12 protein-coding genes are annotated in these 15,743 nt (G+C 48.1%); 1 reads left to right on the forward strand and 11 read right to left on the reverse strand.

Annotation, left to right across the window (positions count from 1 at the left end):
* Positions 1-29: 29 nt before the first annotated feature.
* The 3 genes from alr to BKD12_RS10560 all read right to left on the reverse strand — a co-directional run bounded on the left by alr (position 30) and on the right by BKD12_RS10560 (position 3,499).
* On the reverse strand, positions 30-1,193 hold the full coding sequence (gene alr, locus BKD12_RS10550) for an alanine racemase (RefSeq protein ID WP_070089274.1): 1,164 nt from the start codon (positions 1,191-1,193) through the stop codon (positions 30-32).
* 30 nt (positions 1,194-1,223) lie between these two features.
* Positions 1,224-2,735: a bifunctional ADP-dependent NAD(P)H-hydrate dehydratase/NAD(P)H-hydrate epimerase gene (locus BKD12_RS10555; protein WP_070089275.1), complete on the reverse strand. Its 1,512-nt coding sequence runs from the start codon at positions 2,733-2,735 to the stop codon at positions 1,224-1,226.
* A gap of 122 nt (positions 2,736-2,857) precedes the next feature.
* A complete protein-coding gene (locus tag BKD12_RS10560; RefSeq protein ID WP_070089276.1) occupies positions 2,858-3,499 on the reverse strand; it encodes a redox-sensing transcriptional repressor Rex in 642 nt (213 codons plus the stop codon).
* A 124-nt stretch (positions 3,500-3,623) separates the two neighbouring features.
* Here BKD12_RS10560 and abc-f point away from each other — a divergent pair, with 124 nt between their 5' ends.
* Entirely contained in the window at positions 3,624-5,546 is a 1,923-nt protein-coding gene (gene abc-f / locus BKD12_RS10565) for a ribosomal protection-like ABC-F family protein (RefSeq protein ID WP_070089277.1), read from the forward strand.
* Positions 5,547-5,606: 60 nt separating this feature from the next.
* On the opposite strand, the gene BKD12_RS10570 is transcribed toward abc-f, so the two are convergent.
* From BKD12_RS10570 to acpP, 8 genes are all read right to left on the reverse strand, one after another.
* Positions 5,607-6,803 carry an NADP-dependent isocitrate dehydrogenase gene (locus BKD12_RS10570; RefSeq protein WP_070089278.1) on the reverse strand — a complete coding sequence of 399 codons (1,197 nt, stop codon included), beginning with the start codon at positions 6,801-6,803 and terminating at the stop codon, positions 5,607-5,609.
* Positions 6,754-7,461, reverse strand: coding sequence for a GntR family transcriptional regulator (locus tag BKD12_RS10575; protein WP_070089279.1), 708 nt, complete (start codon positions 7,459-7,461; stop codon positions 6,754-6,756). Before BKD12_RS10575 ends, BKD12_RS10570 begins: the two co-directional genes overlap by 50 nt.
* A 4-nt stretch (positions 7,462-7,465) precedes the next feature.
* Positions 7,466-8,863 (reverse strand): hydroxymethylglutaryl-CoA lyase-like TIM-barrel protein, encoded by a 1,398-nt coding sequence (locus BKD12_RS10580; protein WP_070089280.1) that lies wholly within the window; start codon positions 8,861-8,863, stop codon positions 7,466-7,468.
* A 122-nt stretch (positions 8,864-8,985) separates the two neighbouring features.
* Positions 8,986-10,200, reverse strand: coding sequence for a threonine ammonia-lyase (gene ilvA, locus BKD12_RS10585; RefSeq protein WP_070089281.1), 1,215 nt, complete (start codon positions 10,198-10,200; stop codon positions 8,986-8,988).
* A gap of 3 nt (positions 10,201-10,203) precedes the next feature.
* On the reverse strand, positions 10,204-11,139 hold the full coding sequence (gene ftsY, locus BKD12_RS10590) for a signal recognition particle-docking protein FtsY (protein WP_070089282.1): 936 nt from the start codon (positions 11,137-11,139) through the stop codon (positions 10,204-10,206).
* A gap of 14 nt (positions 11,140-11,153) precedes the next feature.
* Positions 11,154-14,714: a chromosome segregation protein SMC gene (gene smc, locus BKD12_RS10595; protein ID WP_070089283.1), complete on the reverse strand. Its 3,561-nt coding sequence runs from the start codon at positions 14,712-14,714 to the stop codon at positions 11,154-11,156.
* Positions 14,715-14,721: 7 nt separating this feature from the next.
* On the reverse strand, positions 14,722-15,417 hold the full coding sequence (gene rnc / locus BKD12_RS10600; protein WP_070089491.1) for a ribonuclease III: 696 nt from the start codon (positions 15,415-15,417) through the stop codon (positions 14,722-14,724).
* Positions 15,418-15,472: 55 nt separating this feature from the next.
* On the reverse strand, positions 15,473-15,706 hold the full coding sequence (gene acpP, locus BKD12_RS10605; RefSeq protein ID WP_070089492.1) for an acyl carrier protein: 234 nt from the start codon (positions 15,704-15,706) through the stop codon (positions 15,473-15,475).
* Positions 15,707-15,743 lie beyond the last annotated feature (37 nt).

Consider the following 15,743-nt stretch of genomic DNA (forward strand, 5'->3'; position numbering starts at 1 on the left):
AAGTATTCTACAGGAAAGGCACATGTACATCAGAACCAGTCCATTTGCTCCGTAATTTCTCCATGCCGGTAAAATTCTCTGGGAACCCGTTTGCCAATATCACAGACAAACTCATAATTAAACCGGCCGGACAGATCGCTCAACACTTCTACCGGAAGCTCTTCCTCTCCATCACGTCCTACGAGAATAACCTGGTCTTCATAAGCCACATCATCAATCTCTGTTACATCCACCATCATTTGATCCATGCAGACTCTTCCGCGGATCGGGGCTTTCTGTCCTTTAATGAGTACATATCCCTTATTGGAAAGGCTGCGCGGATACCCGTCCCCATACCCGACCGGAATGGTCGCAAGTTTCGTTCTGCGGTCAGTAACGTATGTTCCGCCGTAGCTGACAGGAGTGCCGGCCTCTACCCATTTGACATGAGCCACATGGCTCACCCACTGAAGGGCTGGCTTAAGAGGAACATTTGCTTTGTTTACTTCTCCGGAAGGATACAGTCCGTAAATGGAAATTCCCGCTCTGACCAGATCCATATTAGCCTCCGGAACATCAATAATGCCCGCACTGTTAGAACAGTGGTAGTAGGAAAACTGAACCCCTTTTTCCTCCAGACGCTGCTTCATCCAGAGATAAGCGTTCAGCTGCTTTTCTGTAAAGCTTTTATCTTCTTCGTCCGCCTTTGCAAAATGGGTAAACATGCCTTCCATCTGAAGATGAGGCATCTTGCTGATCCGTTCAATAGCGTCAGCGCTCTCTTCACAGATCGGGAACCCCAGGCGAGACATTCCGGTATCCAGTTTTATATGGATGTGCACGTCTTTCCCCATCCTGGTGGCAAGATCTGAGACTTCTGCAGCCATCTCCTCCGTATAAAGGGTCATTCGTACTTCATGTTCTATCATGGCTGCACGCTGGTCCGGAAAAACAGTTCCCAGCACAAGGATCGGTTTTTCAATCCCCTTTTTCCGCAGGATCACGGCTTCATCCAATGTGGCCGTCGCATATCCCCAGATATAGTCTTTCTCCTGCAAAAGCCGTGCAATCTGCACTGCTCCATGTCCATAGCCATCCGTCTTAAGAACAGAAATAATCCGGGTGCCTTCTTTCAGATTGTTTTTCATCATCTCCATGTTGTACTCAATCGCATCCAGATCGATTTTTGCACAGACTCTTGTATACTTTTTCATGCCGATTCCTCCTTTACTTGTTATGATTTATTATTCTTTTTGTGTTTTCAGAATTTCTAAAAATGCATTGCCCACATGCCGGATCAAATCTCCCGCCAGCACACTGTAAGGCCCCATCTCCTCTCTTGCCAGGTCTCCGGATAATCCGTGGACAAACGTTCCGAGCAGTGCTGCATCCATACACGAAAGCCCCTGGACCATAAGCCCGGCTGTAATTCCGGCCAGTACGTCACCGGATCCGGCTTTTGCCATAGCCGCATTGCCAGACAGATTCAAGGCAGACTGTCCGCCGGATGCAGCTGTAAGTGTACGGGAATCCTTCAGGATACACACGGCGGGATGGGTATCTGTAAAGCGTTTAAGGAGTGATAGCCTTTCTTCTTTTATCCTGGAAACAGGAACATCAAGAAGACGTGACATTTCTTTCATGTGCGGCGTGATCACCACCGAGGCTCCTTCCGGCAGATCGTCCCAGTATTCCGGATGCTCAGCCATCAGATTCAGTCCGTCTGCATCGATCAGGCAGGGAACAGATATGTGCTTCAGCGTGGTTTCCAGAATCCTCCGGGAGTCTTCACCCATTCCGATTCCGGATCCGATACATACCGCATCCGCCCATGCAAGCAAAGACAGCAACTTTTCTTCGTCATACCGCTCGTAGCTTTGGATAATAGACTCCGGAAGAAGTGTCTGCAGGATCGTACGGTTTTCCTCCGCTGTATAGATCTGCACCAGCCCCGCGCCACTTTTATAAGCCGCTGCCGCATTGAGATATGCGGCCCCGGACATTCCTTTGCTGCCGGCAATCACCAGCAGCTTCCCAAAGCTTCCTTTGTTAGAATCTTCCGGTCTTGCAGGAAGCAGCTTTCTATAATCTCCAGCATCAAGCGCATACACCGTATCCGGTGCTTTTTCTGCCTGTTCTGTGTTAATGCCGATATCAACAGCCACAAGCTTTCCGGCATAGCTTCTGCCCTCCGGCAGCATTAACCCGATCTTTTTCTTCTGGAAAGTCACAGTCATGTCTGCCCGAAACGCAGTCCCCAGCACCATCCCGGAATCAGCGGAGATTCCGGAGGGGATATCTACGGAGAATTTTATGCCGTCCGCCTCGTTCATCTGCCGGATTATCTGGCTGTAGTGTCCGGCAACTTCTCTGTTCAGGCCTACGCCAAACATAGCATCCACTATGATACTATATTCACCCGGAACATATCCGTCACAGATCTTTGTGCCGGTTCTTTTCAGCCTTTCGATTTGACAGGATGTCTCTTCTGTACAGTGAGATATGTTTCCTGCCATGCATACCTGAACAGTATGCCCTCTTTCCGACAGCATCCTTGCAATAGCAAAGCCGTCACCCCCGTTATTTCCTGATCCGCAGACCACACAGGGCTTTGAGAGGTCAATAGCTTCCGCTTCCATAATATTTACACATGCTTCCGCCGCCCGCTCCATCAAGGTAAGGGAAGGAATTCCCAATGTTTCTATCGTGTAGCGGTCTGCCGCCTGCATGCGCTTTCCTGTCAAAAAATACTGCATGTCCCATCCTCCTGCTTGCGAAAACATAACCTGATCTGTCTGAACTTTCTCCAAAGATAGAAAAGAGCGTGTAAAAGCTGACCATATGAATAATGGCTGCCGTTACACGCTTCTTGTCTACTTTATTTGTGCTCTTCCTTATATCGGCTGATATTGTAGGATAACTGCATCAGACTTTCTGATAAATGCACATTTTCTACGATGACATTGTCCGGCAGGTTCAGATCTGTATGTGCAAAATTCCATATTGCACGAACTCCGTTGTCTACCAGCAGGTTTGCCACCTCGATCGCTTTTTCCTTCGGTATAGTCAGAACGCCGATCTCCACATCATTATCTCTGATAAAGGAACTAAGCTCATCCATCATACGAATCTGTACTCCGCGGATCGTAACGCCTTCCAGACGCGGATTTACATCGAAAATCCCTTTTAAGATAAACCCTCTGTTTTCAAAAGAAGTATAATTTGCCAGGGCCTGTCCAAGGTTTCCGGCACCGATGATGATAAAATTATGGTTCTCTTCCAGTCCTAAGATTTTCCCAATCTCTGTATATAGATATTTTACATTATACCCATAGCCCTGCTGGCCAAATCCGCCAAAATTATTCAGATCCTGTCGGATCTGAGAAGCAGTGACCTTCATACGTTTGCTCAGATCACTGGATGAAATACGTTCCACTCCATTTTCCAGCAGTTCTCCTAAATATCTATAATATCTTGGCAGCCTTCTGATCACTGCCCGAGAAATCCCTCTGCTTTCCACTTGCCTTCACCTTCCATGTTTAATCTCACAAATATTATATAGAATTGTATTTATAAAGTCAAACTTTTAGTTGTATTTTGTCTTATTTTCGTTATAATGGAAACGGAAATATAAGGAGGAAATTATGATATTAGCATGTCATAAAATCAATAAATCTTTCGGGGACCACGTGATTATCCGCGACGGGTCCTTTCATATTGAAGACCATGAAAAAGCTGCGCTGATCGGGCCAAACGGCGCCGGGAAGTCCACGCTCCTGAAGGTTATCATGGGGGAACTCCCCTCTGACGGCGGAGATGTGGTGCTGACAAAGGGAAAGACCTGCGGATATCTTGCGCAGCACCAGGAAATGCAGAGCGGAAACACTATTTACGAGGAAGTAAAGCTGGCCAAAGCAGATATCATCGCCATGGAACAGCAGATCCGTTCCATCGAACAGGAGCTGGACTCCCTAAGCGGGGATGCCCTGTCATCAAGACTGGAAACATACACCCGCCTGACAGCCGCATTTGAGCGGGATAACGGCTATGCCTATGAAAGCGAGATCACCGGCGTCTTAAAAGGGCTTGGCTTTCAGGAAGAAGAGTTTTCCAAAAAGGTGGACACTCTTTCCGGCGGACAGAAGACTCGTGTCTCTCTTGGCAAGCTGCTTTTGACCAACCCTGACATCCTGCTTCTGGATGAGCCTACCAACCACCTGGACTTAAATTCCATCGCCTGGCTGGAGAACTATCTTCTGAACTATCATGGAGCCGTACTGATCGTCTCCCACGACCGTTATTTCCTGAACAGAGTCGTGACAAAGGTGATAGAGATCGAACAGGGAGAGCTGACCTGCTATCTTGGAAATTACAGTGACTATGCCGCAAAAAAGCAGCAGATCCGGGAGGCAAGACTTAAGGAATATCTAAATCAGCAGCAGGAAATCCGCCATCAGGAAGCGGTCATCGAGAAGCTGCGCTCCTTTAACCGTGAAAAATCCATCCGCCGTGCGGAAAGCCGGGTGAAGATGCTGGATAAAATGGAACGGATTGAAAAGCCGGTAGAAATGGACACGGAAATCCACCTGACTCTCGAGCCGGCCATTATCAGTGGAAATGATGTCCTTACAGTCGAGCACTTAAGTAAGTCCTTTCCCTCGCAGAACTTATTTACAGATGTAAGCTTTGAGATCAGGCGCGGGGAGCATGTTGCCGTGATCGGTGATAACGGCACGGGGAAGACGACTCTGCTAAAAATATTAAACCAGGTCGTACCTGCCGACTCCGGAACTTTTACGCTGGGCACCAATGTACAGATCGGTTATTACGACCAGGAGCACCATGTCCTTCACATGGAAAAAACCATTTTTGAAGAGATTTCGGATGCATACCCTTCCCTTTCCAACACAAAGATCCGGAATGTACTGGCCGCTTTTCTCTTCACCGGCGACGATGTATTTAAGCTGATCGGCGATTTAAGCGGCGGGGAGCGGGGCCGGGTATCCCTGGCAAAGCTGATGCTTTCGGAGGCCAATTTCCTTATCCTGGACGAGCCTACCAACCATCTGGACATTGTATCAAAGGAAATCCTGGAAAAGGCTTTGAATGACTATACCGGTACTGTGCTCTACGTCTCCCACGACCGATATTTCATTAACCAGACGGCAACACGGATCCTGGATCTGGTGAACCAGACCTTTGTAAACTATATTGGAAATTATGATTACTATCTGGAGAAGAAAGAGGAATTAACGAACGCTTATTCCAGTACTCCGGACATCTCTTCTGCCCCTGCGGCCACGGCGGTGGAGCCTTCGGCTTCAAAGCTTGACTGGAAGGAACAGAAGGAAGAAAAGGCCAGGGAACGTAAACGCCAGAATGAACTGAAAAAGACAGAGGAAAGGATTACCGCTTTAGAAGAAAGGGATCAGGAGATTGATGAACTGATGACCCAGGAAGAGGTCTTTACCAATTCTGTCCGCTGTCAGGAGCTGGCTGTAGAGAAAGCTGGTATTGCAGAAGAATTAGAGGAGCTCTATCTGAAATGGGAGGAGCTGGCAGAATGATAAAAAACGGCAGATGCCGTGTTCCTTATCAGGGATACGTAGGCATCTGCCATTTTGTTTTTACAATTTTTCTGCAATCGCTTTGATGAAGTCTTCGCTGTTTAATACCGTCGGATCCGGGATCGTGGTGATCAGCGCCAGGTCCTTGGTCATCTTTCCTTCCTCGATCGTATCGATAGTCGCCTTTTCCAGACGGTCTGCAAATTCCATCAGTTCTTTGTTTCCGTCCAGCTCGCCGCGTTTTCTTAAGGCTCCTGTCCAGGCAAAGATCGTAGCCACAGAGTTGGTGGACGTCTCCTCTCCTGCCAGGTGCTTATAGTAATGACGCTGTACAGTACCGTGTGCCGCCTCGTATTCGTAGTATCCTTCCGGGGATACCAGTACGGAAGTCATCATGGCAAGAGATCCAAACGCAGAGGATACCATATCACTCATTACGTCGCCGTCATAGTTCTTGCAGGCCCAGATGTAACCACCTTCAGATTTCATAACCCGGGCTACCGCATCGTCGATCAGCGTGTAGAAATATGTGATTCCTGCCGCTTCAAATTTTTCTTTGTATTCTTCGTCATAAATCTCCTGGAAAATATCCTTGAATGTATGGTCATATTTCTTGGAGATAGTGTCCTTGGTGGCAAACCACAGGTCCTGCTTTGTATCCAGAGCGTAGTTAAAGCAGCTTCTTGCAAAGCTTTCGATTGAGGCATTTACATTATGCATGCCCTGTACGATACCAGCGCCATCAAACTCATGCACCAGCTCTCTGGTCTCGCTTCCGTCTTCAGCGGTGTATACCAGTTCTACCTTTCCTGCCCCCGGAATCTTCATTTCAGATCCTTTGTATACATCCCCATAGGCATGTCTTGCGATCGTGATCGGCTTTTTCCAGTTTTTCACGCAGGGTTCGATCCCCTTTACTACGATCGGCGCACGGAAAACAGTTCCGTCCAGAATGGCACGGATTGTTCCGTTGGGGCTTTTCCACATTTCTTTCAGATCGTACTCAGACATGCGGGCAGCGTTAGGCGTGATGGTCGCACACTTTACCGCTACTTTATATTTCTTGGTGGCATTTGCAGAGTCGATGGTCACCTGGTCGTCCGTCTCATTCCGGTGCTCCAGTCCCAGGTCATAGTATTCCGTATTTAACTCGATATACGGCTCAAGAAGGTGATCTTTGATCATCTTCCAGAGAATCCTGGTCATCTCATCTCCGTCCATCTCTACGATTGGGGTGGTCATTTTGATTTTTGCCATCGTGCTGTTCTCCTTTCATATGCAGATTATCCATAACATTCATAATATGTTGGTTTGCAAGCTCTTCTGCCAGATCTGCATCCTTGTTTTTCATTGCTTCTAAAATATTTCTGTGTTCCATAATGGAATTCCGGGCCCGGTCTTTTTTCGCAACGGATCTGGACCTGGCCGCCTGTACATACTTATGAAAATCCGATAGTACATGTTCCAGTATACGACTATTGGAGGCTTCGTACAAGACTTTGTGGAACTTTCCGTCAAGTTCTGTGACCTGCCCGGCCTGTTCGCCGGAGCGTTCCAGATGAAATTCGGATAAAAGGATGATCTCTTCCAGTCCTTCGATCTGCTCCTCTGTAATATGCTCTGTCGCCCATCTTGCACAAAGACCTTCCAGCACAGAACGGATCCGGTAGATGTCATACACGTCTTTTTGCGAGATTCCGGTCACATAAGCGCCTTTATTCGGAATCATGGTGACCAGCCCCTCCAGCTCCAGCTGGCGCAGCGCCTCCCGGACCGGGGTTCTGCTGACGCCAAGCTTCTTCGACAGGACGGTTTCTCTTAGCTCCTCATGCTCCTTATATACTCCGGATAAAATGTCCTCCCGGACTTTTTGAAACACTTTTCCCCGCAGGGAATGATCCTGATACTCTTCCATTGTCCTACGCCTCCCCAAGACAGACGCCAAGCTTTTCACAGGCACTGTCAATGACCTGTAAAAGCTCTTCATCTGTCAAAACAGTGACTCTTCCTCCTTCATATTCATGATCGACCCAGGCCTTTACCATGGTGACAAGCTCTGAATTTTTATCCACCTGTTTTTCCTGTTCCAGATGAAAATATGTATTGATCCAGTGTGCAATCCCTGCCAGGCCCGAGGTATTGGAAACTGCCACCAGCGGCGGCTTCTTTAAGAACTTTTCTGTGTCGAATACATTATAGATTTCTTCATTTTTCAAAAGTCCGTCGGCGTGGATCCCGGCTCTCGTTACATTAAAGCTCCGTCCGACAAACGGAGTCCTTGACGGGATATGATAGCCGATTTCCTTTTCATAATATTCTGCCAGATCCGTAATGACTGTCGTGTCCATCCCATCCAATGTACCCCGAAGCTGTGCATATTCAAAGACCATAGCCTCAAGTGGAGTATTTCCGGTCCGTTCCCCGATTCCGAACAGGGAGCAGTTCACGCCGCACGCGCCATAAAGCCAGGCCGTAGAGGAGTTGTTGACCGCTTTATAAAAATCGTTGTGTCCATGAAACTCGATCAGCTCACTGGGGACTCCGGCATGCACTCTGAGGCCGTAGATGATCCCCGGAATGGATCTTGGAATCACGGCTCCAGGATAATTTACACCGTATCCCATTGTATCGCAGACGCGGATCTTAACCGGAATCTGGTACTCTTCCATCAGTTTCATCAGTTCAACACAGAAGGGGATCACAAATCCATAAATGTCTGACCGGGTGATATCTTCCAGATGACATCTGGGACTTACGCCCGTCTCCAGACACTCACGGATTACAGAAAGATAGTGATCCATACACTCCCGTCTGGTCATTTTCAGCTTATAAAAGATGTGATAATCCGAACAGCTGACCAGGATCCCTGTTTCCTTCATCCCGATGTCTTTTACCAATTCAAAATCCTTCTTGCTGGCACGGATCCAGCTTGTCACCTCCGGGAACTGATACCCTCTCTCCAGGCAGCGATATACGGCATCCCTGTCTTTTTTACTGTATAAAAAGAATTCGCTTTGCCGGATCTTTCCGTTTGGCCCTCCGAGTCTGTGCAGCTCATCATAAATCCTGACGATCTGTTCCGTGCTGTAAGGAGCTCTTGACTGTTGTCCGTCCCGGAATGTTGTATCTGTGATCCAGATCTCATCCGGCATACTGTGCGGAACGATCCTGTCATTGAAGGCAACCTTGGGGATTTCATCATAATGAAACAGGTTTCGGAAAACATTCGGCTTGTCTACGTCCACCAGAGGATACATGTGTTCTTCCAGCTGTAATAGATTGGTGTGCTTATCCAGGTATACTTTTCGGTTATCCATCTTCGTTTCTCTCCTTCCTTTTGCTCGTGTATAATTGTATACAATTATACATTATCTGTCAAGAAAAAAGAGTCTGCTCTGTATTTTTTGCAGAACAGACTCTTTTCATTTTTATCAGTCTTTTAGTAAAGCTTTGCGCCAACCTCTCTCGGGCGGAAGTTTTGATCTTCCAGCGCTTTCATAATTTCGTGCTTGTGTTCGGTGCCAAAGGCCTCCATGGTGATACGAAGCTCCACAGCCGCATTCCGGTTGGTGCTGACAAACTGATTGTGATCCAGCTTGATAACGTTGCCCTGTGCGTCTGCGATGGTCTGAGCCACCCGTACCAGCTCACCCGGCTTGTCCGGAAGCAGTACCGATACAGAGAAGATCCGGTCTCTCTGGATTAACCCGTGCTGCACAATGGAGGACATCGTGATCACATCCATGTTTCCGCCGCTTAAGATTGAAACAGCCTTTTTACCCTTCAGATCCAGCTGGCGCAGTGCAGCAACCGTAAGAAGTCCGGAATTTTCTACGATCATCTTATGGTTCTCAACCATATCCAGAAAAGCTCCGATCAGTTCATCGTCTTCTACTGTAAGCACCTCATCCAGATTCTCCTGCACATATGGGAATATCTTATCTCCAACGCGTTTTACAGCAGTACCGTCTGCAATCGTATTAGCGCTGTCCAGGGTTACCGGACCGCCGTTTTTCAGTGCTGCCGTCATGCTTGCCGCGGCTGCAGGTTCCACACCGATTACCTGGATCTTAGGATTCAGCATTTTGGCAAGTGTAGATACTCCGGTCACCAGACCGCCTCCGCCGATCGGCACCAGGATGTAGTCTACCGTAGGCAGTTCCTGTACGATCTCCATTGCGATGGTTCCCTGTCCGGTTGCCACGTCCAGGTCGTCAAAAGGATGGACAAAGGTGCAGCCTTCTTTTTCCGCCAGTTCCAATGCGTAGGCACACGCGTCATCATAAACGTCGCCATGCAGAACCACGTCAGCGCCGTAGCTCTTTGTGCGGTTGACTTTGATAAGAGGTGTAACTGTCGGCATAACAATAGTAGCCTTACATCCAAACTTCTGGGCGGCAAAAGCCACGCCCTGGGCATGGTTTCCTGCAGAAGCAGCCACCAGACCTTTTGCCCTTTCTTCCTCGGTGAGCGTACTGATCTTATAGTAGGCTCCCCTCACCTTATAAGCGCCTGTATACTGCATGTTCTCTGGTTTCAGATAAACCTTGCCCCCGGTCTGTGTACTCAGGTATTCGCTGAATACCAGCTTCGTCGGTGTAGTTACCTCTTTTACCAGTTCACTTGCCCGCTCAAATTTTTCCAATGTAAGCATACTTTAGTCCTCCTTTTCTTTTGAATCTGTTGTAAACAATGCGTTAACAAAGGTGTCTGCGTCAAATTTCTGCAAATCGTCGATGGTCTCGCCGACACCGATATATTTTACCGGGATGCCAAGCTCAGCCTGGATCGCTACAGCAATCCCGCCCTTCGCCGTCCCGTCCATCTTCGTCAGGATAATGCCCGTGATATCCGCCACCTCGTTAAACTCCTTCGCCTGCTGCAGGGCGTTCTGTCCGGTGGTTGCATCCAGGACTACCAGAGTTTCCCGGAAAGCTTCCGGAAACTCCCGGTCTATGATACGGTTCATCTTTCTTAACTCTTCCATCAGGTTCTTTTTATTGTGGAGCCTTCCTGCGGTATCACACAGCAGTACGTCGGCATGCCTTGCTTTTGCGGCAGCTACCGCATCATACACGACTGCCGCCGGATCAGACCCCTCCTGTCCGCCGATCAGTTCGGCCTGGGCACGTCCGGCCCATTCCTTTAGCTGCTCTCCAGCGGCTGCACGAAAGGTATCTGCCGCGGCCAGGATGACCTTTTTTCCCTGACCTTTCAGTTTCCCTGCAAGCTTGCCTATGGTAGTGGTCTTACCGACACCGTTGACGCCGATCACCATTACTACGGAAGTTTTATTTTCAAATTCATAGGCTGTCTCTCCGACATCCATCTGCTCCTTGATACTGTCGATCAGGATCTGACGGCACTCGGACGGTTCCTTAATGTGCTGTTCCTTTACCTTCTGCTTCAGATCATCCAGGATATCGTAGGTGGCCTGTACGCCCAGGTCTCCCATGATCAGTACTTCTTCCAGCTCTTCATAAAAATCATCGTCAATTTTTGAAAATCCGTTAAAAATACTATCCATCCCGGAAACGATATTATCTCTTGTCTTGCTTAAGCCTGAAACCAGGCGTTTGAAAAAATCTGCCATAACTTCCCTCCCTGCTATTGATCCAGCTGGTCCTCTAAAAGACTTACAGATACCTGCGTGGATACGCCTTTTTCCTGCATGGTGATTCCATATAGCCGGTCAGCCGCCGTCATGGTGCCTCTCCGGTGAGTGATCACGATAAACTGTGTATTCTTGGTCAGTTTGTGGAGATATGCCGCAAACCGGCCTACATTATTGTCATCCAGCGCCGCCTCGATTTCGTCCAGAAGACAGAAGGGCGATGGTTTCAGATTCTGGATCGCAAATAAAAGGGCAATGGCGGTCAGCGCCTTCTCCCCGCCTGACAGCTGCATCATATTCTGCAGCTTCTTCCCCGGCGGCTGTGCGATGATGCGGATGCCGGCCTCCAGGATATCTTCATCCTCCATTAATTCCAATGTGCCCTTTCCTCCGCCGAACAGCTCTTTAAATACGGTGTTGAATTCTTCGGCGATTCTTGCGAACTGTTCCTGGAACTGCTTTCTCATAGCAGTGTCCAGTTCTTCAATGATCTGTTCCAGCGTAGCCTCCGCTTCCACCAGATCGTCATGCTGTCCCTTCAGGAATTCATAGCGCTCGGATACGCTTTTATATTCCTCGATCGCATTGACATTTACATTTCCCAGCCCCCGGATCTCACTTTTCAGCTCCTGGATCCGTTTCTTCATCCTGGAAAGATCCGTAAGGTCCGGATCCCGCAGCTCTTTGGCGTGGTTGTAGGTAATTTCATATTCTTCCCACATGTAGTTGATCTGCTTCTCCGAAGCGGCCTCGCTTGTCTCCTTCTGGCTCTCCAAACGGAAAATTTCTTTATCCAGTGCCGACATATGCTTCGACAGATCCTCTCTGTGCTGCAGAAATTCTTTGTGACGCTGGGTCAATTCCTCACGCTCTTTCTTATATTTTTCAATCTCGTCCCGGATTTCTGTAAACAATTCAGAGGAATTTTCAATGGTTTCCCGAAGCTCCTGGATTTTTTGCTCCTTTTCCTGGATCTCTTCGGAATTTTCACCCTTATTTGCATTTAAGCCTTCCAGCTCCTGCTGGAATTTCTCACTTTCCTCCTGAATACGCTCCAGGTTTTCCCGGATAAAGTCATATTTCTGTTCCAGACCCGCATAAGCAAGATGGATCTCTTCGACAGTTTTCTGTCGCTGGCTTTCCATCGACTGTTCTTCTTCCAGAAGTCTTTGCTTTTCATCGATCTGAGCGCTTAATTCCTTTTCCAGGCTCTCGGAGGTATCGAGTTCTACGGTAATGGATTCCTGATTGTCTGCAATATCTGTGATCTGTGCATCCAGCTCATCGGCCTCTTTTCTTGTACTTTCTGACAATATGCGGGCATTGTCCATTCCGGTCTTGGCCTGGTCAGAATTCATCTTTGCCGTATTCTGGATCACATATGCCTTGCTTAGTTTTTCGGCAATCTCATCTGTTTTCTCATAATATCCGGCCCGCTCTTTCCGGAGTGCTTCCGACTGGGATTCCAGCTCATCCATCTCCTGTTTCAGCTGACGGACCGTCTTTTCAAATTCTTCGATCTCGCGTCGCCTGCTCAGCAGATTGCTGGTGTTTTTAAAGGCTCCTCCTGTCATAGAGCCTCCCGGGTTGATCAGCTCACCTTCCAGCGTAACGATCCGGATGGACTGATGGTACTTCCTTGCAATGGCCGACGCATGGTCAATATGATCCACGACCAGAGTCCGGCCCAGCAGAAAGTCTGTAAGCTTCTGATACTTTGCTTCTGTATTTGCAAGTGTATTTGCCATCCCGACCACGCCTTCTTCTTTCAGCGCACCAGGCTGGCTAATGCCTGTGTTTGCCCGGATACTGGTCAGCGGAAGGAAGGTAGCGCGGCCAAACCGGTTCTTTTTCAGGAACTGGATCATTCGCTTTGCCGTTTCCTCGTCTTCCGTAACAATATTCTGGATGCTTCCTCCAAGAGCTGTCTCTACGGCGATCTCATATTCTTTATTTACTTTGATAATGTCTGCCACTACGCCAAGAAGTCCTTTTTCCCTGGCTTTATTGTCCATGACCCGGCGGATGCTGTTTCCATATCCGTCATAACGCTCTGTGATATTCTTTAAGGATTCCAGACGGGACTGTTCTCTGTGGTATGCTGTCTGGCCGATTCGGAACTTTTCTGTCTGTGCGGCCAGCGTTTTCTGGATTTCCTGGATCTTCTGCTCATATTGCTGATTCTCTTCCGTGAGCACCCGGATATGCCCTGATACTTCTTTCAGCTCCTTCTGGTATTCTTCGTATCGCTCATTCTGCCGGCTGATCTCGCTTTCAGCCTCAATGATCTGCTGGCTCATCCGGGCTTTCCGTACCTGGATCTGTTCCAGCATGGTGTCATATTTCTGGATCTTCGCCTTCGTGGAGGCCCGGTTATTCAAAACCTCTCTGATCTCGCTCTGATGGCTTTCAATCTCTGCAGAAAGTCCGGCAATTCGGGACTGAACTTCAATCAGTTCTTCCCGTGCCTGGTTTTCCAGCGTACGTTTCTCATTCAACTGAGCCTGGACTTCCTCCTGATCCTTTTTCAGCTCGCTGCTCTGTCTGTCACGGCTCCTGAGCTCTTCTTCCACAGCCTGTGCACGCTGGTCATAGTGTGCATCATTCATGTGTGCACTGTGGATCTGCTCTTTTAAAAGTTCAATCTGGTTTTCCAGCTGCTGTTTCAGAAGGTTTGTCTCGTTCAGCTGTCCCTTCGCCTTTTCAATAGAGGCGTCAATGCCATCCATCTGCTCCTCTACAGCGTCATACTCCGCCTTCATGTCATCATACTGCTGTCCGGCATCTGTAAGCTCGCTTTTTGTAGTCTCAAGCTTCCCTTCCAGGTCACGGATCTGTTCCTGGATACGCTCGGTTTCCAGCAGAAACATATTGATGTCGTAGGTTTTTAATTCTTCCTTTTTCTTCAGATATTCCCGCGCTGTCTCTGCCTGTCTTTCCAGCGGCCCCGCCTGCTTTTCCAGCTCTGCCAGGATATCGTTGACACGCAGGAGATTCTGCCGTTCCTCCTCCAGCTTTTTCAAAGAGGTATTTTTCCGGCGCTTGAACTTTACGATTCCGGCCGCTTCGTCAAAAAGTTCTCTTCGTTCTTCCGGTTTCCCGCTCAGAATACGGTCTATCTGTCCTTGTCCGATGATAGAATAGCCTTCTTTTCCGATACCGGTATCATAAAACAGCTCATTGACGTCCTTCAGTCTGCAGAGGCTTCCGTTGATCAGATATTCGCTCTCACCGGAACGGTACAGTTTTCTTGCCACTGTGACTTCCTCATAGTCGATGGGAAGCTGATGGTCTGAATTATCCAGTGTGATCGCCACAGATGCGTAGCTTAAAGGCTTGCGGTTCTCTGTTCCGGAAAAGATCACGTCCTGCATACTGCCGCCGCGGAGCTGCTTGACTCTCTGTTCACCCAGAACCCAGCGCACCGCATCCGCAACGTTACTCTTTCCGCTGCCGTTTGGACCGACAATCCCTGTGATACCGTTGTGAAAATCAAATTTGATCTTATGTGCAAAAGACTTAAAGCCTTGTACTTCGATGCTTTTTAAATACATACCTCACCTACTTTATGTTTTCTTGATGCAGCTTTAAAATACTCTGATAAGCTGCCTCCTGCTCCGCCGCCTTTTTGGTGCGGCCGGTACCCGTTCCCCACTGCTTTTCGCCGATATAGACGGCCACGTGGAAGGATTTGTTATGGTCCGGGCCCTCCTCTCCGGTCAGCTCATACCGGATCTGATCCTTAAAATGCCCCTGGACGATCTCCTGAAGGATAGTCTTGCTATCAAAAAAGAGTTTTCGGTGTTCCAGATCGTTAAGAACAAATCTGTGGATAAATTCTTTTGCGTTAGCAAAACCACCATCCAGATAGATGGCTCCTATTAATGCTTCCATAGCGTCAGACGTTATAGATTCTCTCTGCCTTCCGCCGGTGGCGTCTTCTCCCTTCCCGAGCAGCAGATAACCGCCAAGCCCAAGCTCTCTTGCACAAAAGGCAAGCGACGGTTCGCATACCATGCTGGCTCTTGTTTTGGTAAGCTCTCCCTCCGGCATGGTCTTATGCTCCGAAAACAGAAATTCGCTGGATACCAGCTCCAGTACAGCGTCTCCCAGAAATTCCAGCCTCTCATTGCATGCATATTTTGGCAGCTGTCTTTCATTAGCGTAGGAGCTGTGGATCATTGCCTGCTTCAACAGGTTTCTGTCACGGAATGTATATCCTATTTTTTCTTCTAAACATTTCAGTTCCTGATTCATAATTAATGCCCCATAAAATGAAAAAGCCCGGCAGGGCTTTTTCACTCCTAACATCCTAGTTATTTGTTGCTTTTTTGATCTGCTCAACCGCATCTCCGACTGTTGCGATCTTTTCAGCCTCATCATTATCAATTTCAATATCGAAGGTCTCTTCTATTCCCATGATGATCTGAAAAATATCCAGTGAATCCGCACCCAGATCATCTACAAACTTTGTATCCTCTGTGATATCGTCTGCCTCCACATTTAACACATCTGCAATGATTTCTTTTAATTTTTCAAATTCCATTTCCATTCTCCTTTTTTCCTTTTCTTTCAACTTTGTA

This window comes from Merdimonas faecis, from assembly GCF_001754075.1.
GTDB lineage: Bacteria > Bacillota > Clostridia > Lachnospirales > Lachnospiraceae > Merdimonas > Merdimonas faecis.